The 16,171-nt window shown below is 73.0% G+C and carries 16 protein-coding genes; 12 read left to right on the forward strand and 4 right to left on the reverse strand.

Annotated elements, in window-relative coordinates:
- Positions 1–144: 144 nt before the first annotated feature.
- From BS75_RS23160 to BS75_RS23180, 5 genes are all read left to right on the forward strand, one after another.
- Complete coding sequence (locus BS75_RS23160; RefSeq protein ID WP_034089626.1) at positions 145–519, forward strand: Zn-ribbon domain-containing OB-fold protein; 375 nt, start codon at positions 145–147, stop codon at positions 517–519.
- Between the two features lie 115 nt (positions 520–634).
- Positions 635–1,057 carry a hypothetical protein gene (locus tag BS75_RS23165; RefSeq protein WP_034089627.1) on the forward strand — a complete coding sequence of 141 codons (423 nt, stop codon included), beginning with the start codon at positions 635–637 and terminating at the stop codon, positions 1,055–1,057.
- A 116-nt stretch (positions 1,058–1,173) separates the two neighbouring features.
- Entirely contained in the window at positions 1,174–3,303 is a 2,130-nt protein-coding gene (efeU, locus tag BS75_RS23170; RefSeq protein WP_034089628.1) for an iron uptake transporter permease EfeU, read from the forward strand.
- Entirely contained in the window at positions 3,303–4,634 is a 1,332-nt protein-coding gene (gene efeB, locus BS75_RS23175; RefSeq protein ID WP_042437435.1) for an iron uptake transporter deferrochelatase/peroxidase subunit, read from the forward strand. The genes efeU and efeB overlap by 1 nt, the downstream gene beginning before the upstream one ends.
- 132 nt (positions 4,635–4,766) lie before the next feature.
- Positions 4,767–5,006, forward strand: coding sequence for a hypothetical protein (locus tag BS75_RS23180; RefSeq protein WP_034089629.1), 240 nt, complete (start codon positions 4,767–4,769; stop codon positions 5,004–5,006).
- A 227-nt stretch (positions 5,007–5,233) separates the two neighbouring features.
- On the opposite strand, the gene BS75_RS23185 is transcribed toward BS75_RS23180, so the two are convergent.
- Complete coding sequence (locus BS75_RS23185; protein ID WP_034089630.1) at positions 5,234–5,542, reverse strand: hypothetical protein; 309 nt, start codon at positions 5,540–5,542, stop codon at positions 5,234–5,236.
- A 298-nt stretch (positions 5,543–5,840) separates the two neighbouring features.
- On the opposite strand from BS75_RS23185, the gene BS75_RS23190 reads away from it, so the two are divergent.
- The 5 genes from BS75_RS23190 (at position 5,841) to BS75_RS23210 (ending at position 11,664) form a co-directional block, all read left to right on the forward strand.
- Positions 5,841–7,592, forward strand: a complete 1,752-nt coding sequence (locus BS75_RS23190) for a threonine/serine exporter family protein (RefSeq protein WP_231607873.1) — start codon at positions 5,841–5,843, stop codon at positions 7,590–7,592.
- A 19-nt stretch (positions 7,593–7,611) separates the two neighbouring features.
- Positions 7,612–8,712 carry a hypothetical protein gene (locus BS75_RS23195; RefSeq protein ID WP_063776575.1) on the forward strand — a complete coding sequence of 367 codons (1,101 nt, stop codon included), beginning with the start codon at positions 7,612–7,614 and terminating at the stop codon, positions 8,710–8,712.
- 132 nt (positions 8,713–8,844) lie between these two features.
- Positions 8,845–10,074 carry a C40 family peptidase gene (locus BS75_RS44675; RefSeq protein WP_052069636.1) on the forward strand — a complete coding sequence of 410 codons (1,230 nt, stop codon included), beginning with the start codon at positions 8,845–8,847 and terminating at the stop codon, positions 10,072–10,074.
- Between the two features lie 96 nt (positions 10,075–10,170).
- Positions 10,171–10,902 carry a class I SAM-dependent methyltransferase gene (locus tag BS75_RS23205; RefSeq protein ID WP_034089631.1) on the forward strand — a complete coding sequence of 244 codons (732 nt, stop codon included), beginning with the start codon at positions 10,171–10,173 and terminating at the stop codon, positions 10,900–10,902.
- Positions 10,903–11,340: 438 nt separating this feature from the next.
- Entirely contained in the window at positions 11,341–11,664 is a 324-nt protein-coding gene (locus tag BS75_RS23210) for a hypothetical protein (RefSeq protein WP_152645739.1), read from the forward strand.
- Between the two features lie 27 nt (positions 11,665–11,691).
- On the opposite strand, the gene BS75_RS23215 is transcribed toward BS75_RS23210, so the two are convergent.
- Complete coding sequence (locus BS75_RS23215) at positions 11,692–13,455, reverse strand: MFS transporter (protein WP_231608169.1); 1,764 nt, start codon at positions 13,453–13,455, stop codon at positions 11,692–11,694.
- A gap of 321 nt (positions 13,456–13,776) precedes the next feature.
- Between BS75_RS23215 and BS75_RS23220 the strand changes: the two genes are divergently transcribed.
- Both BS75_RS23220 and BS75_RS48455 read left to right on the forward strand, forming a co-directional pair.
- Positions 13,777–14,004, forward strand: a complete 228-nt coding sequence (locus tag BS75_RS23220; RefSeq protein ID WP_034089633.1) for a hypothetical protein — start codon at positions 13,777–13,779, stop codon at positions 14,002–14,004.
- Between the two features lie 53 nt (positions 14,005–14,057).
- Positions 14,058–14,234 (forward strand): hypothetical protein, encoded by a 177-nt coding sequence (locus tag BS75_RS48455; RefSeq protein WP_156164281.1) that lies wholly within the window; start codon positions 14,058–14,060, stop codon positions 14,232–14,234.
- A 10-nt stretch (positions 14,235–14,244) separates the two neighbouring features.
- Here the strand turns inward: BS75_RS48455 and BS75_RS44680 are convergent, their stop codons facing one another.
- Together BS75_RS44680 and BS75_RS23230 are read right to left on the reverse strand one after the other, a co-directional pair.
- Positions 14,245–14,985, reverse strand: coding sequence for a maleylpyruvate isomerase family mycothiol-dependent enzyme (locus BS75_RS44680; RefSeq protein WP_052069637.1), 741 nt, complete (start codon positions 14,983–14,985; stop codon positions 14,245–14,247).
- A 49-nt stretch (positions 14,986–15,034) separates the two neighbouring features.
- Positions 15,035–16,144 carry a ferritin-like domain-containing protein gene (locus BS75_RS23230; RefSeq protein WP_034089634.1) on the reverse strand — a complete coding sequence of 370 codons (1,110 nt, stop codon included), beginning with the start codon at positions 16,142–16,144 and terminating at the stop codon, positions 15,035–15,037.
- Positions 16,145–16,171 lie beyond the last annotated feature (27 nt).

A 16,171-nucleotide genomic window follows, 5' to 3' on the forward strand; every position in this document is an offset into this window, starting at 1 on the left:
GCTGAAGGTGACTGATCGGTCGTTCGGATCCTAGCCCGGATCGGCCCGGTCGAGTCCGCCACGCCTCTGGACAGTGCCGCCGGGTACGCATAGCTTAACGATCGTTCGTGAAGACGAGATCATTCTGCCGCCGCAGGAGCCCTGATGACCGTGCACACCGACGACCCCGCCGGAATCTTCCAGGACGGCCTCGCCCGGGGCGAGCTCCGCTACCAGCGCTGCCGATGGTGCGACGACCGCTCCGCCCGGGTCCGGCTGCTGTGCGCGACCTGCGGTGGCACGGACTTCGCCTGGGAGTGCAGCAGCGGGCAGGGGCGGATCTACCGGATCCCCGATCCGGCCGGCGCCGCCGAGGCCGGGCGCACCGTGGTGATCGAGCTGGAAGAGGGCTTCCGGATGAACGCCCGGCTCGCGGCCGTCCCGGCCCACCGGCTGTGGGCGGGGGCGCCGGTGTGCCTGGACGTCGCCGCCGCGGACGGCGGGGCGCTGCGCCCGGTCTTCCGTCCGGTTGCCGCCTGACCCGGACCGGATGCACGCTGGGCGCAGTGTTGAGCGCTGAAACCTGTGGGTGTTCCTGTCCGTCTCTACAGTTGGCACTTGACTGACGCGTCGTCTCACCCCAGGGGGCTGTTCCATGAAGAACACCACAGGCATCGTTCGGCACCGCGCGCTCGTCCGGCGCGTCGCCTCGGCCGCCGCCGTCGCTGCCGTCGTGGTCGGGGGCCTGGCCGTCGGTGCGGGGTCGGCCTCGGCCAAGTCGGCGATCGACATCGGCGTGCGCAGCCACAGTGTCGCGGTCGGCCAGTCGGTCCAGGTGACCGCGACCGGCAACAGCGACGACTTCGGCCCCACCCCCATCCGGCTGTGCATCGACGAGCGGAGCGGTTCCGGCGCCTGGCGACAGCTGGGCTGCGCTCCCGCCGGAACGTTCAGCCTTGACGCCAAGGCCCAGCAGCGGGGCGAACTCCAGCTCCGTGCACAGCTGTTCGGGATCTTCGGCCCGCACCACGCGGTGCTGGACCGCACCTCGGGCGCCGTGGACGTCCGGGTGCACTGACCCCCTGTGGACGAAATCCTTACCCTCCTACTAAGGTATGCCTAAGCTTAGCCCGCCGAAGATCGGCGGGCTGCTGTCGGCATGACCGGGGTGGGCCCGGGGAGGAGTCTCTTTCCATGTGGGACGACGCGTTTCCCAGCTTTCTGATCGGGCTGCGGGAGGGCCTTGAAGCGGGACTGATCGTCTCCATCCTGGTGGCGACACTGGTCCGCGCCGACCAGCGGGCACGACTTCCGCAGGTATGGACCGGCGTGCTGGCGGCCATCGCCCTCTCGCTCAGCTTCGGCGCGGTCCTCACCTTCACCGCGGCCAACCTTCCGACCAACGCCCAGGAGGCCTTCGGCGGCGCGCTCAGCGTGATCGCCGTGGCCTTCGTCACCGCGATGGTCTTCTGGATGCGGCGCAACGCCCGCAACCTCTCCGGTGAGATCAAGGAGAAGGTCGCCGCCGCGCTCGCGGTCGGCTCCGGGATGCTCGTGCTCACCAGCTTCCTCGCGGTCGGCCGCGAGGGCCTGGAGACCGCGCTCTTCATCTGGACCACGGCGCAGACGGCGGGCAGCTCGACCGGTCCGCTGATCGGCGCGGCCGTCGGCCTGGTGCTCGCGGTGTTGCTCTGCTGGGCGCTGTACCGGCGGGTGCTGAAGATCAACCTGACCCGCTTCTTCACCTGGACCGGGGTCGGCCTGATCATCGTCGCGGCCGGTGTCCTCGGCTACGGCCTCCGCGACCTGCAGGAGGGCGGGGTGCTGCCGGGCGGATCCGCGTTCGCCTTCAACCTCGGCGGCAGCATCGACGCCAACTCCTGGTACGCGACCCTGGTGCAGGGCGTCTTCAACCTGACGACCGAGATGACCTGGCTGCAGATCACCGCCTACGTCCTCTATCTGGCGATCGTGATGACGCTCTTCGTCCGGGGTGTGCGGACACCTGCGCCCGCAGCCGCTCCGGCCGCCGCACCCGCCCCGGTGGCCGAGCCCGCTGCTGAGCCGGAGGCCGCCGAGGCCGCCGCCGAGCCCGCCGCCGCCGAGCCCGCCACCGCCGAGCCCGCCACCACCGAGCCCGCCGTCACCGAGCCCGCCGCGTCGGGCGGTCGGCCGCGCTGGCTGGTGCCGACCGCGATCGTCGCGGTGCCGGCCGTCGTCGCCGGGATCGTCATCGCCGCCGGTGACGGCAAGCCCGCCGCCTCGGCCACCGTCACCGTCTCGCAGAGCGCTTGCGGCCAGGGTTTCACCACGCCCAAGCCGGGCCAGCAGGTCTTCCAGATGAAGAACAGCGGCAGCCAGACCTCCGAGGTCTACCTGATCAACCCGACCACCAACGCCGTCTACGGCGAGGTCGAGGGGATCGCACCGGGCACCACCCGGGCGCTCACCGCCACCATCGGCAGCGGCGACTACGCCTGGCGCTGCGTGCCGACCTCCGGAAAGGCCGTCACCTCGGCGACCGTCCACGTCACCGGCGGCAGCGCCGTGGCCGCCGTACTGCCGCTGGCCGCCGCCGACCTGGACGCGCCGCTCGCCGCCTACAAGGCCTACGTCAACGCCGGTCTGGCCACTCTGGTCCCGGAGACGCAGAAGGTCGCCGCCGACATCCACGCCGGCAACCTGACTGCGGCCAAGGCCGACTGGCTCACCGCGCACCTCCAGTACTCCTCGCTCGGCGCCGCCTACGGCACCTTCGAGGACTTCGACAAGGCGATCAACGGCCGGGCCGACGGCCTGCCGCTGGGCGTGCAGGACCCGGGCTTCACCGGCTTCCACCGGCTGGAGTACGGACTGTGGCACGGTGAGTCCGCGCAGAGCCTGGCCCCGGTCGCGGACAAGCTGGTGGTCAGTGCGACCGGGCTGCAGAAGGCCTTCCCGACCCAGGACTTCGACCCGACCGACCTCCCGCTGCGCACCCACGAGATCCTGGAGAACTCGCTCCAGTTCGAGCTCACCGCCGACACCGACGAGGGCAGCGGCAGCAACCTGGCCACCGTCCGGGCCAACCTGGCCGGCACCCAGGAACTGCTCACCGTCCTGCGCCCGCTGATCAGCGAGCGCAGCCCGGGCCTGCTCGCCACCGTGGACGCCGACATCAGCCGGGTCACCGGGCTGCTCGCCGCCCAGGACACCGCCGCCGGCTGGACCCCGGTCGAACAGCTCGCACCGGTTGCCCGGGAGACGCTGAACGGCGCCGTCGGCCAGCTGCTCGAAGACCTCTCGCCCATCCCCGACCTGCTTGAGATCCGGAAGTCCGCCTGATGACTGATCACATTCAGAGCCCCGTCGACCAGCCCTCGGCGCAGCCGGGCGCCACGGACGCCTCCGCCACCGGCTCCTGCCCGTTCGGGTTCGGCACCTCCCGGCGCACCGTGATCCTCGGTTCCGGGGCTGTCGGTGCGGCGGTCGCCGCCGGCGCGATCGGCTTCGGCGCCGCCCCGGCCGCGGCCGACAGCGCCGGCGGGACGAGCGGCAGCGACGACGGCGGCGCGGTCGCCTTCTACGGCGAGCACCAGGCGGGGATCACCAACCCCAACCCGGCCTACGCGATCTTCCTCTCCTGCGACGTGATCGCCCCGGACCGCGCGGGCCTGGAGGCGCTGCTGCGCACCCTCACCACCCGGATCGCCTTCCTGACCTCCGGCGGCACCCCGCCGGACCTGGGCGTCGGCGCGCCGCCCGCGGACAACGGGATCCTGGGCCCGACGGTCCCGGCCGACGAGCTGACGGTCACCGTGGGCGTCGGCGCCTCGCTCTTCGACGCACGCTACGGGCTGGCGGCGCTCAAGCCGCGCAAGCTCACCCCGATGAAGACCTTCCCCAACGACAACCTCAAGGCCGCCGAGTGCCACGGCGACCTCTCGCTGCAGATCTGCGGCGGCCACCAGGACACCGTGCTGCACGCGATGCGCGACATCGCCAAGCACACCCGGGGCCAGATGCAGATCAAGTGGCGCATCGACGGCTTCGCCAACGCCCCGCGTCCGACCGGCACCCAGCGCAACCTGCTGGGCTTCAAGGACGGCATCGCCAACCCGGACACCAGCTCCAGCCGCGAGATGAACCAGCTGGTCTGGGTGGACTCCGGCAGCTCCGAGCCGGCCTGGGCGGTCGGCGGCAGCTACCAGGTCATCCGCATCATCCGGATGCTGGTGGAGTTCTGGGACCGGGTCTCGCTGAACGAGCAGGAGCTGATGTTCGGCCGCCGCAAGGACACCGGCGCGCCGCTCGACGGCACCCAGGAGACCGACATCCCCGACTACGCCAAGGACCCGGACGGCAACGCGATCCCGCTGGACGCCCACATCCGGATCGCCAACCCGCGCACGGCCAAGACCGACGACTCGCGGATCCTGCGCCGGGGCTACAACTACGACCGGGGCATCGACAGCGTCGGCAACCTGGACATGGGCCTGGCCTTCTGCTGCTACCAGCAGGACGTGCAGCGGCAGTTCGAGGCGGTGCAGACCCGACTGATCGACGAGCCGCTGGTGGACTACATCTCGCCGACCGGCGGCGGGTACTTCTACGTCCTGCCGGGCGTGCGGAACTCCGCCGACTGGCTCGGACGGGGGCTGCTCTCGGCGAGCTGAGCAGCGGCGTTCCCCGGTTGTCGGTGGCACTCGGTACTGTGCGTGTCTGCTGGGGAACGCAGCGTCGGCCTCCGCCCGGAACCGTGGTGGCCCGCGCGTGCGTCCTGGAGGACACACGAACGGGAGCACGCCATGTCCGCAACACTCGTCGGCACCGACAGCCGGGCCGGGACCGTTGGCACGGTTGGCACCAGCGCCTGCCGCCTCTGCCCGCCCCGGGGCGGCGTCGTGGTCGCGACCTACGCCGGGGACGGCCCTCCACACCGGGCCGAGCACCGTGCCGAGGAGGAGGCCGAGGCCACCGGGCTTCCGCACCACGACCACTACGACCCCTCGCTGGACGCCTTTGTGGTGATCCGTCACCAGGAGTGAACCCGGCCCCGGGGGCTCCGGTCCCGGAAGGCCCCCGGGCCCGGAACGAGCATGGGTAGGGGGCCGACAGCCCCATCTGCTGTCGGCCCCCGGGTGGTGCCTGACCCTGTCCGCGCCGTCGGCCGCCGCTGCCGCGCGCCCGCCCTGGCGCTGGTAGGGCGGGGTACGCGTGCGGGCCGGCCGGTGCGGTCGGCGTTCCGGACCGGTCGGAACGGTCCGGAACGCCGTCAGTAGTAGAGCTCGGCTGCCAGCCGGTTGCTGTTGGCCTGTCCGCTGCCGACCGTGCCGGTGTTGCCCCTCACCCCGGCCGTGTTGCCGGAGTTGGCCGCGCCGCCGCCGGTGGCGGTCTGCTGGGCGGCGTGCGCGTTGCCGTCGACCGAGCCGAGGAGGTTGCCGGAGTCCTCGTTGCTGACAACGCTGCCGTTGGACTGCTGGGTGGCGGACGAGCCGTTCCCGATGGCCGAGGCCGTGCCGATGCCCAGGCACATGCAGGCGGCGAGGGCGGCGAAGGCCGTGAAGATGCGGATGCGGGACACAAGGTCTCCCTGAGAGTGGAGAAGCGGTGGTGACGCCGGGGCTGGCCATCCCCTGGGCGTCGAGATCCTGACTGACGTCGCGTAACCAGCATTCACCAACAAGTCGACAAAGTTCCATCTCGATTGGTAAATATCCCCCATAGGAGTCAGTAACCTATTCCTGACCCCTTGTCCCGCCCCGTTCCGGCGTCAATCGCCGATTGACCGAGGGGCGTGCGCCGCGATCGTGCGCCGTCCAGCCTGATCGGGCAAGGTGGTGACGCAGACCCACAACAGCAGGTGCGGCGAGGAGCAGAGGGTGCCCGAGGGGAAGAGGCCAGGCCGACGTGTGCGGCGCGCGCACCCGGGGCGGAAGCCGGTTCCGCCGACGCCCGGCGGCGACTCCCCCGAGGTCGGGACGCCGCTGGTCGCGACCACCGGGGCGGGTGAGCCCTTCCCGGCGGAGCACGAGGACGGGCCGCGCGCCGTCACCCCCGGACTGCTCGGCCCCGCCGGGCCGGTCGTCGGCACCACCCCCGCCTCCCTGGAGCAGCAGCCGCTGACCGCCCCGCCCACGGGTTCCGAGTCGCCCGCGCCGCCGCCCCAGGACTGGGCCGTCCTCGGCTACACGCCCCCGGCCGGCATCTCGGTCGCCCAACTGCGCCTGGGCGCCGCGCCCTGGCCGGACCGGATGCGCACCCTGCTGCGCACCCCCATGTCCGAGCGCCCGGTGCTGGAACGCGGCACCCAGGCCGAGCCGCACGAGGTCGGCCCCAACGTCCCGCGCATCCTCGACCTGACGCTCCGTATCGGCGAGCTGCTGCTCGCCAGCGGGGAGAGCGCCGAGGACGTCGAGGCGGCGATGCTGGGCGTCAGCCACGCCTTCGGCCTCGACCGCTGCGAGCCCCAGGTCACCTTCACCCTGATCTCCATCTCCTACCTGCCCTCCCTGGTCGACCCCCCGGTCACCGCCTCCCGGGTGGTGCGTCGGCGCGGCTCCGACTACACCCGGCTGGCGTCGGTGTACCGGTTGGTGGCGGACATCACCGGGCAGCGGACCAGCCTGGAGGACGCGTACCGGCGGCTGGCCGAGATCCGGCGCAACCGGCACCCCTACCCGCCGTGGCTGCTCTCGCTGGCGACCGGGATGCTGGCCGGCTCGGCGACGCTGCTGGTCGGCGGCCGGGCCGACCCGCAGGCCGTGCTGCTCTTCGTCAGCGCCTTCTTCGCCTCCATCATCGGCGACAAGCTGGCCTGGGCGATCGCCAGCCGCGGGCTGCCGGAGTTCTACCAGTTCGTGGTCGCGGCGATGCCGGCCGCGACCGTGGGCGTGGTGCTGAACCTCAATCACAGCGGGCTGCGCGGTTCGGTGGTGATCACCGGTGGGCTGTTCGCGCTGCTCCCGGGCCGGGCCCTGGTCGCCGCCGTCGCCGACGGCCTGACCGGCTTCTACATCACGGCCGCCGCCCGGCTGCTGGAGGTGATCTACCTCGTCGTCGGCATCGTGCTGGGGGTGCTCCTGATCCTCTACATCGGCGTCAAGTTCGGCGCCGACCTGCACCCCGAGCAGAGCCTGGTGACCGGCATCCTGCCGCCGCTGCAGCTGCCCGCGGCGATGGCGCTGACGCTGACCTTCGCGGTGCTGCTGCAGACCTCGCGCCGGGTGCTGCCGATGGTCACCGTGCTCGGCGGCGTCGGCTGGTCGGTCTACGGGGCGCTGACCGTCCAGGGCCATGTCTCGCCGATCATCGCGACCGGACTGGCGGCCGGGATGGTCGGCCTCTTCGGGCAGATGGCCTCGCGCTACCGCTACGCTTCGTCCCTGCCGTATGTGACCGCCGCGCTCGGACCACTGCTCCCGGGCTCCGTGATCTATCTGGGCCTGCTCTCGCTCGCCAGGGGCGAACCGCTGGACGGGCTGATCTCGGTCTCCCGGGCCGCCGCGATCGCGCTCGCACTCGCCGTGGGCGTCAACCTCGGTGGGGAGGTCGCCCGGCTGTTCCTGAAGGTCCCGCAGGGCGAGGGCCCCGCGGTGGTGCGCCGCGCGGCCAAGCGCACCCGCGGCTTCTGAGAGAGGGGGCCCGACCACCATGGACGCCAGCCCGGTGCCGACGCCGACCTCGACGCCCTCCCCGGCCCCGGTGCCCGTGCACCACCACTTCCACTTCGGCGAGTACTACGTCCACCACATCCAGGACCCGGGCAAGCAGCCGCTCTTCCTGCTGCTGCTCGGCTTCATCGGCTCCTTCCTGTTCATCCGCTTCAGCGTGCGGATGATCCGGCGGGGGGTCCGCTGGTGGCCGGGCAATGTCACCCCGGGCGGCCTCCACATCCACCACTTCGTCTTCGGGATCTTCTTCCTGCTGGTCAGCGGGGTCGGGACGTTCGTGACGGTCGGCACCCATCCGTGGATCGACATCTTCGGTCTGATCTTCGGCATGGGCTGCGGCCTGGTGCTGGACGAGTTCGCCCTGCTGCTGCACCTGGAGGACGTCTACTGGAGCGAGCAGGGCCGCAAGTCGGTGGACGCGGTCATCGTCGGCATCCTGTTCACCGGCCTGCTGCTGGTCGGCTACCTGCCGCTGGGCCTGAAGCCGAGCGACCGGGTGCACTGGGGGCTGATCGCCGCGCTCTCGATCAACGCGCTGTTCACCGTGGTCACCCTGTTCAAGGGAAAGTTCTGGAGCGGGATGATCGGGATCATGGTCCCGGGCGTGTCCTGGGTCGCGGCCGTCCGGCTGGCCCGGCCGAACAGCCCCTGGGCGCGCTGGCGCTACGCCGACCGCCCCCGCAAGTACGCCCGCGCCCGGCGTCGCGAGGCCCGCTGGCACCGCCGCGGCGACCGGGGCCGGATGTGGGTGTTCGACCTGATCGCCGGCAAGCCCACGCCGGTCGGCGCCCGTCCCACCCGGGCCCATCTGCTCGCCGAGCGGGTGGCCGACCGGCTCAGCGGCGCCCTGACGGCACCCGGGGACGCCCACCGCTCGCGCAGCTACCTGCCCTCGGACGAGCAGCGGATCCGCAGCCTGACCCGGCTCAACCGGCTCGCCGCCCGGCACGCGGCGGTGGCGACCACCGCGCCGCCGAACGCCGAGGCCGCCGCCCGCCGCCGCGAGGCCGCCGCCCGCCGCAGCGCCATCGCCGCCGGCCGCAGCCGAGGCACCAAGGGCAACCGCCGCGGCCCGTGCTGACGACCGAGGCGTGCCGACGACCGAGGCGTGCCGACGACCGAGGCGTGCCGACGACCGGCCCGAGCTGACGCCGCGTCACCCGTGCGGGCCTCCGGGACTGCGGGCCGCCGGGCCCCGGCACAGACTGGAGCGGTGAAGAATTCCTGGCGGGTCGCCCTCGGCGCGGCACTGGTGCTGGTCCTCGCCGCCCTCCCGCTCGGCGGGGTGGCGGACGCGGACGGCGGACCGGCGCCGAGCGCGGGCGACCTCCGGACCGCCCGTCAGCTCACCGACCGGCGCGCCGCCCAGGTCGCCGCGGTGGAGCAGCAGCTGGCCGCCGCCCGCGCCGCGGAGCAGGAGCTCGACGTCCGGGCCGAGCTCGCGGTCGAGCGGTACGACGGAGCGCTGCTGCGGCGGCAGCAGGCGGAGGCCGCCGCCGGGCTGGCCGCGGCGGCGTCGGTCCGGGCCCAGGCGGACCGCCGCACGGCGACCGACGCGGCCGGGCAACTGGCCGCCGAGCAGTACCGGACGGGGCTGCCGGCCGGACTGGCCGGACTCGGCGGATTGGTCCAGGCCCAGAACCTGCAGGCCGCCACCAGCGGCCGGGCCGCCCTCCGGGCCGTCACCGACCGCGCCCGCAGGGTGGTGGACTCCGCCACCGACAGCGCGGCCGAGGCCGCCGCCACGGCCGGGGCCGCCGCTCGGGCGGCCGCGGCGGCGCAGCGGGCGGCGGCGGTCGTGGCGCAGGCCCAGCAGCAGGTGGCGGACCGGCTCGCGGCGCAGCGGGTCGAGCTGGCGGCGCTCGCCGCCCGGAGCACGTCCCTGCTGGCGCAGCTCGCCGCCGCCGAGCAGGTCTCGGTCGAGCTGGCCGGGCAACGGGAGCAGGCTCTGACCGAGGCTGCGGCCGGAGCCTCGGCCGAGGCCGCGCGCCAGACGGCGCTGCACGCCGCCGCCCCGGCCCAGTCGGGGCGTCCGTCCGACTCGGACGCAGCCGCCGGTCCGGCCCGGTCGAGCGGGCCGGTCGACCCCGGGGCAGCGGTCTCCTTCGCCCGCGCCCAACTCGGCCTGCCCTACGTCTGGGGCGGGGCCGGACCCGACAGCTTCGACTGCTCGGGCCTGACCATGCGCGCCTGGCAGCGTGCCGGCGTCGAACTGCCCCACTACGCGGCCGACCAGTACGCCCGCTCCCGCCCGTTGAGCTACGGTCAGCTGCGCCCCGGCGACCTGGTCTTCTGGTCCCACGACGGCAGCCCGCAGGACATCTACCACGTCGCCCTCTACATCGGCGACGACCGGATGATCGAGGCTCCCCGCACCGGCGCCTACGTCAAGGTCGCCAGCCTCTGGATCATGGGCGTCCCCAACTACTACGCCCGCCCCTGACCCGGAGGGCCCCACCGGCCCCGACAACACCCCGGCTCACCCCACGGGGTGCGATTCTCCGTTGACCGGTGTCGCGGTCATCGGGACCATGCCCGGGTGGACTTCACCGATGACGATGTCGCGGAACTTTACGATCTGACGAATCCCTGGGACCCCGACCGATGGCCGAGTGACCGGTTCTACAACGGCCTGGTGACAGCAGCCGGATCGACGCTGGACGTCGGCTGCGGGACCGGGCAGATGCTGCACCAGGCCCGGGTTCGTGGCCACATCGGCCGTCTTGCGGGCATCGATCCCGACGCGGCGGCCCTCGGACGGGCGCGGCGGCGCGCCGATGTCGAGTGGGTCGAGGGGAGGGCCGCCGACATTGCCTGGCACGGGGAGTTCGACCTGGCCACGATGACCGGCCATGCCTTCCAGTGCCTGCTCTCCGACGAGGAGGTCCGGATCTCCCTCGCCGGGATCCGGAACGCCCTGCGGAACGGCGGTCGCTTCGCCTTCGAGACCCGGCACCCGCAGGCTCGGGCCTGGGAGCAGTGGGCGGTGGGCGACTCCGGAGACATCGCCTTCTCCGACGGACGCGTGCTGCGTATCCAGTACCGGATCGAGGTCCGCGGTGACATCGTCGACACCACCGAGGTCACCTCCCTGGCCGACGGCACGGTGTTGCGGGAGGACACCGGTGGCCTGCGGTTCCTGGACGTCGGGCCGTTGAACGCGCTCCTGGCCGGGGCCGGATTCGAGGTCGAGGCTCAGTACGGGGATTGGGAGCGCGGACCGGTCACGCCGGAGAGCAGGGAGATCATCACGATCGCCCGCGCAGCGTAGTCAACTCATAAGCCGCACCGCCGAACCGGATCTGAGGCGGGCGGTGTCGGGACGGGGGTCCGAGGGGGGAGTACGGGGGCCGGAGGACGGTGGTCGCGGGCGGGAGTCGATCTGCTCCTCCCGCGCGGGCTGCTCTTCGCCACGGGCGGCTGCGGCACCTCGGCCGGCAACGGGGCGGGCCGCGCCGGCGGGGCTCGCGGTGCACCCGGTCGCCTGCGCGGTGGCCCGGCTGGTGCTGCTCGGCTGACCGCAGCGGGGCCGCAGCGGGGCCGCATGGCGGCTATGGCGGCCAATCCCCGTCTCGACATGGATAGTTGACGAAGCGAACGGTCCCGGTCATGCTTGGGCGGCGGTTGGTGCAGGACCGAATCCGGGGGGATCGCGATGCGGCAGGGCGTACGGTTCGGAGTGGTTCTCGGCGCAGCTCTGCTGCTGCCCGTGGTGGCGACCGCGTGCTCCAGCGGCTCGTCGACGGCCCCGCTCACCGCGCAGCAGAAGTCCTACGTCACCTCGGTCCGCGGCCTCTTCTCCCAGGACGGGACCGGTCACGCCCAGCACTCGGACGGACAGCTCGCCGAGGTCGGTGACTCCACCTGCAAGCTGATGAAGGCCGGGAAGATGGACCAGGCGTACTCCGCGCTGGAGTCCTCCGGCTACTCGCGCGGCGAGGCCGGGGAGATCGAGCTCAGCGTGGTCCAGACGCTGTGTCCGGACCAGCGGTCGGCCTACTACAAGTGGACCAGCACGCCTGCCCAGGGCTAGCCGCCGCCGAGGGCGGCGGACCCGGTGTCAGCGGGCGGCCCCGGCGCACGGGGTGCCGCGCGGGAGGGTGTACTCGGCGCCGATCCGGAAGGTGCCCGCGGTCCTGGTCGTCAGCCGGGTCCAGGCGCCGTCCGGGGCGAGGCAGCCCGCGCCGCCGTCGAGCACCGAGAGCCAGGGCGACCAGACGACCCGGATCACCGTGGTTCCCGGGGCCGGTACCCGGAGCGTCAGTTGGGCCTCGCCCGCCCTGACCACCGTGGCCGGAGCGGAGACCAGCGGGACCGCGCCGGTCACCCGGTAGACCGCCCAGTGCGCGTCCCGCCAGACCGGCTGCAGCCAGGACACGCCGGCGGCGACGAGTCGGCCCTCGGCCGCGGAGCCGTAGTCCTCCGTCGCCCTGGGCAGCACGACGTAGCCCACCGCCCAGTTGCGCAGCCAGGCGCGGTACGCGGCGGGGGTGAGCCGCCCGGCGTAGAAGAGCGGGTTGCGGGCCAGGTCCACCTGCCGGTTCCAGCCGCGCGCCAGCTCGACGTAGGGCGTCAGGGTGGAGGACTCGACATGGGAGTCGGCGCCGACCACCTCGACCCGGGCCCGGTCCGCCCCCAGCCGGTCCAGCTCGGTCCCCAGGGGCTCGGCGTACCGGGCCCAGCCGGTGGCCGGCGCCGCGCCGACGAGGTCGACCACCGGCTGGACGGTCTGCCAGCTCAGGGCGACGGCGAAGGCGAGCCACAGGGCGGTGGCGCGCCGGCCGCGCGACACCCGGGCGGCGGCCAGCAGCAGCGGCGCGGCGAAGAGCAGCGAGAGCCGCTCGACATTGCTGCCGATGGGGGAGGGGATCAGCAGGGTGAGGACATTGCCCAGCACATAGGTCCAGGCGCCGACCCTGACGGCGGGCCAGGAGCGCGGCGCCCAGAGGGCGATCGGCAGGGCGGTCGCCAGTACCGGTGCCAGCTCGGCGAGGTCGTACGGCTGGACGCCGTAGAACGGGAACAGCAGCGTCGTGGTGCCGACCACCAGCGGTGGTCCGACGGCCAGCGCCCAGGCGGCCTTCCGGCGGCCGGTGAGGAACAGCGCCGGGGCGGCGACCAGCAGGAACAGTCCGTCCACCGGGCTGGCGAGGGTGGCCAGTACCCCGAGCAGGCCGGCCGCCGCGATCCGCGCCCCCGGTGTCCCGCGCTGCTCGTGGACGACCAGCACGGCCGCGAGCGCGAACAGCGCCCCGATCCCGAAGGTGATCCGCCCGGAGACGATGTCGCCGGCCAGCGCCGCCGCGCCGGCCAGCGCGGGCAGCAGCGGCCGGTGGATGCCGGAGCGCTCCAGCAGCCGGGCCAGCAGTGCGGCTCCGATCGTCCCGGCGAGGACACCGGTGGTCCTGACTCCCAGCCAGGACATCAGGTAGGGGGTGAGCACGCTGTAGTTGACCGGGTGCATCCCGCCGTACCAGGCGAGGTCGTAGGCCGAGCCGGGATGGGCGGAGGCGAACTGCGTCCAGGCGTACTGGGCGGCGAGGTCGCCGCCGTCGGTCGCGAAGAAGAGCGCCCACGCCGCCTGGACGACCGCCGCGAGCAGCACCGCCGCGACGACCGGACGCCGCAGCCAGGCACCGGGCGAGCGCCGGGCCCGGGCGCGGAGCCCCGGACCGGCGGCCCGGCGTCCCGGCCCGGCGGTGGCCGGCGGCCCCGGCGGCGGCAGCGTGACCACCTGCCGCAGCAGGGCGCCCGGAGCGGCGGGCGGTGCGGCCCCGGCCGGGGCGAGGCGGCCGGGGCGGTGCGGCGGGGCGGTGCGGATCATCAGGTTCAACGGCCGGTTCCAGGCGGTTGGTCACCGCGGGGGCGGCCAAGAGGGACGATCATTCGGTGGACGGGGCCGCGTCCGCGTCCCGAGCTCGTCAACGGTACGCGGCCCGGTCGTTCGCGCCGTCGACAGCCCCCCGGACCGGCGGAACAGCCGTCCCGGCGCGAACGGCGTGGTGACCCCCGGGACAGTGACCCGGACATGACCCGGACATGACCCGGACATGACCCGGCCAGCATCCCCCGCCCCGGCTAACGCTGGGGTAACAGGCGCCGGCAGGACCCGGACCGGCGTCGCGCCGGTGCCTAGACTGCCGGGATGACCAACACCCTCCGCTGCACCTACTGCGGCACCGTCGGCCTGCAGCCGGGCTTCATCGCGGACAACGCCCCCAGTGGGCGCGGTGACGCCCGCTGGATCGCGGGCGCGATCGAGCGCGGCGCGCTGGGCGGAGCGAAGCGGATGGGGCGGCCCAACCACCAGATGGACGTCTTCCGCTGCCCCAACTGCGGTCATCTGGAGCTGTTCGCCGGTCCGGTCGGCTGAGGGCGGGGCGGCGCCGATGACTGCCACGGTGCCGCTCCGGCACGGCTGCACCAATGCGGCACTTCTACCGGGGCGACGGCGCCCCGCCGCCTCCATGGCCGCTGCGCCGCGCCGTGATGGCGGCCAAGCGCCGTGCCATGGAGGACTTCTGCGAGCGCTGGGAGTCGGGCGGGGCCGGGGTCCGGCAGTGGCGGCGGCGCACTGCCGGCACGGCCGGCCGGCCGGAGTAGGCCCGCCCCGCTACTGCGACTCCTCCTGGAGGCGGGTCCGCAGCGCCGACAGGACCTCCGGGTCGCCCGCCTCGACGACCGAGGAGACCCAGGTGACCGGCCGGTTCCAGATGTGGAGGAACAGGTCGGCCGGGTCGCCGGTGACCGAGGCGTCCGCCGCGGTGCCCTCCGCCGCGTGCTCCAGCTTGTCGGTCCGCAGGGTGAGCGCCCAGCGGCGGTCGGCGCAGCGCAGCTCCACCGTCCGGTCGGCGCCTAGGGCCAGCTCACTCCGGTCGCCGAAGTCGTGGGCCAGGAAGCCCACCACCTCGTCGACACCGTCGGCGGCCAACTCCGGGTCCACCGGCGTGGTCAGGCCGGCCGCCAGCTCGGCGTCGATCCGGTGGACGGCGGTCTCCAGGGCCATCCGCCGGAACCAGAAGCCCACGGTCTGGTTGGGCGGGAACCAGGTGTACGAGGGCTGCGCCGGTCCGTGCTCGGCGAGCCGGGCCAGCAGGGCGTCGCGCCGACCGGTGAACCAGTCCGCCAGCGGCTCCAGCTCCTCGGGCGCGGGTTCGCACTCGCCGTCCTTCGGGTCGCGGTCCAACTCCATGCAGACCAGCTTGTGTTCGTAGACCTCCCCGACATGGCGGAGCAGGTCGAGCGCGGTCCACTCCGGGCAGGACGGCACACCGGAGGCGGGGGCGGAGCGAACGGCCGCGAGCAGCAGGTCGCTGTCGGCGCGGACGAGTTCGAGGTAGCGGAGATCATCCATGCCGCCATCCTGCCCTACCCCTCCGACACCCGGGTTCGGTGGCCGAAGGTCAGTCCGTCTCCGCGCCGGCGGCGATGGCCTCCTCGACCTCGGCGATCCTGGCCCCCTCCTCGGCCGCGAAGCGCTGCGCGTCCAACTGCTCCGCGATCTCCTCGTCCTGCTGCATCAGCAGGTCGAGGTTGGAGTCGCCGAGTTCGAAGACCCCCATGTCGACGTACGCTTGCTGGAGCCGCGGCCCCCAGAGGCCGATGTCCTTGACGCAGGGCACTATTCGGGAGAACAGCAGCTTCCGGAAGAAGCTGAGGTACTCGCTGTTCTCGCTGAGCTCCTCGGCGTCGGCAAGCGGGATGCCGAAGTTCTCCAGCACCTCGACGCCGCGCAGCCGGTCCCGCATCAGGTAGCAGCCCTCGATCACGAACTCCTCGCGCTCGGCCAGTTCGGCACTGGTCAGCTGGGCGTAGTAGTCGCGCAGCGCCATCCGGCCGAAGGCGACGTGCCGGGCCTCGTCCTGCATGACGTAGGCGAGCAGTTGCTTGGGCAGCGGCTTGGTGGTGGTGTCGCGGAGCATCCCGAAGGCGGCCAGGGCCAGGCCCTCGATCAGCACCTGCATCCCGAGGTACGGCATGTCCCAGCGCGAGTCCCGGAGGGTGTCGCCGAGCAGCGACTGGAGGTTGTCGTTGATCGGGTAGAGCATGCCGATCTTGGTGTGCAGGAAGCGCGAGTAGAGCTCGGCGTGGCGGGCCTCGTCCATGGTCTGGGTCGCCGAGTAGAACTTCGCGTCCAGGTCCGGGACCGACTCGACGATCCTCGCGGCGCAGACCATCGCGCCCTGTTCCCCGTGCAGGAACTGGCTGAACTGCCAGGAGGCGTAGTGCCGGCGGAGGTCGGCGCGGTTCTGCTCGCTGAACTTGGCCCAGTACGGGGTGCCGTAGATCGTCAGCGCTTCGTCGGGGAGACCGAGCGGGTCGTAGGGGTCGACCTCCAGCGACCAGTCGATCCGCTTGACCGCGTCCCACTGCTTGTCCTTGCCCTTCTGGTACAGCGCCAGCAGCCGCTCGCGGCCGTCGTCGTACTCCCAGTTGAAGCGGGCGGAGCCGGAGGCGGGGACCGTCCAGAGACCGTCGGTGACCGGGTTGGCGTAGAGATCGTGGGTGGACATGGACGCGCTCCTCGACGTGTGCGTTGC

This window comes from Streptacidiphilus albus JL83 (genome assembly GCF_000744705.1).
Classification (GTDB): Bacteria; Actinomycetota; Actinomycetes; order Streptomycetales; family Streptomycetaceae; genus Streptacidiphilus; species Streptacidiphilus albus.

What these genes read in the sequence shown, in the direction of transcription:
- efeB (WP_042437435.1), top strand. Translation starts at nt 3,303, where the DNA reads ATGACTGATCACATTCAGAGCCCCGTCGACCAGCCCTCGGCGCAGCCG.
- BS75_RS23165 (WP_034089627.1), top strand. Translation starts at nt 635, where the DNA reads ATGAAGAACACCACAGGCATCGTTCGGCACCGCGCGCTCGTCCGGCGC.
- BS75_RS23230 (WP_034089634.1), bottom strand. Translation starts at nt 16,144, where the DNA reads ATGTCCACCCACGATCTCTACGCCAACCCGGTCACCGACGGTCTCTGG.
- BS75_RS48455 (WP_156164281.1), top strand. Translation starts at nt 14,058, where the DNA reads ATGCGGCACTTCTACCGGGGCGACGGCGCCCCGCCGCCTCCATGGCCG.
- BS75_RS23220 (WP_034089633.1), top strand. Translation starts at nt 13,777, where the DNA reads ATGACCAACACCCTCCGCTGCACCTACTGCGGCACCGTCGGCCTGCAG.
- BS75_RS23160 (WP_034089626.1), top strand. Translation starts at nt 145, where the DNA reads ATGACCGTGCACACCGACGACCCCGCCGGAATCTTCCAGGACGGCCTC.
- BS75_RS44680 (WP_052069637.1), bottom strand. Translation starts at nt 14,985, where the DNA reads ATGGATGATCTCCGCTACCTCGAACTCGTCCGCGCCGACAGCGACCTG.
- BS75_RS23180 (WP_034089629.1), top strand. Translation starts at nt 4,767, where the DNA reads ATGTCCGCAACACTCGTCGGCACCGACAGCCGGGCCGGGACCGTTGGC.
- BS75_RS23215 (WP_231608169.1), bottom strand. Translation starts at nt 13,455, where the DNA reads ATGATCCGCACCGCCCCGCCGCACCGCCCCGGCCGCCTCGCCCCGGCC.
- BS75_RS23195 (WP_063776575.1), top strand. Translation starts at nt 7,612, where the DNA reads ATGGACGCCAGCCCGGTGCCGACGCCGACCTCGACGCCCTCCCCGGCC.
- efeU (WP_034089628.1), top strand. Translation starts at nt 1,174, where the DNA reads ATGTGGGACGACGCGTTTCCCAGCTTTCTGATCGGGCTGCGGGAGGGC.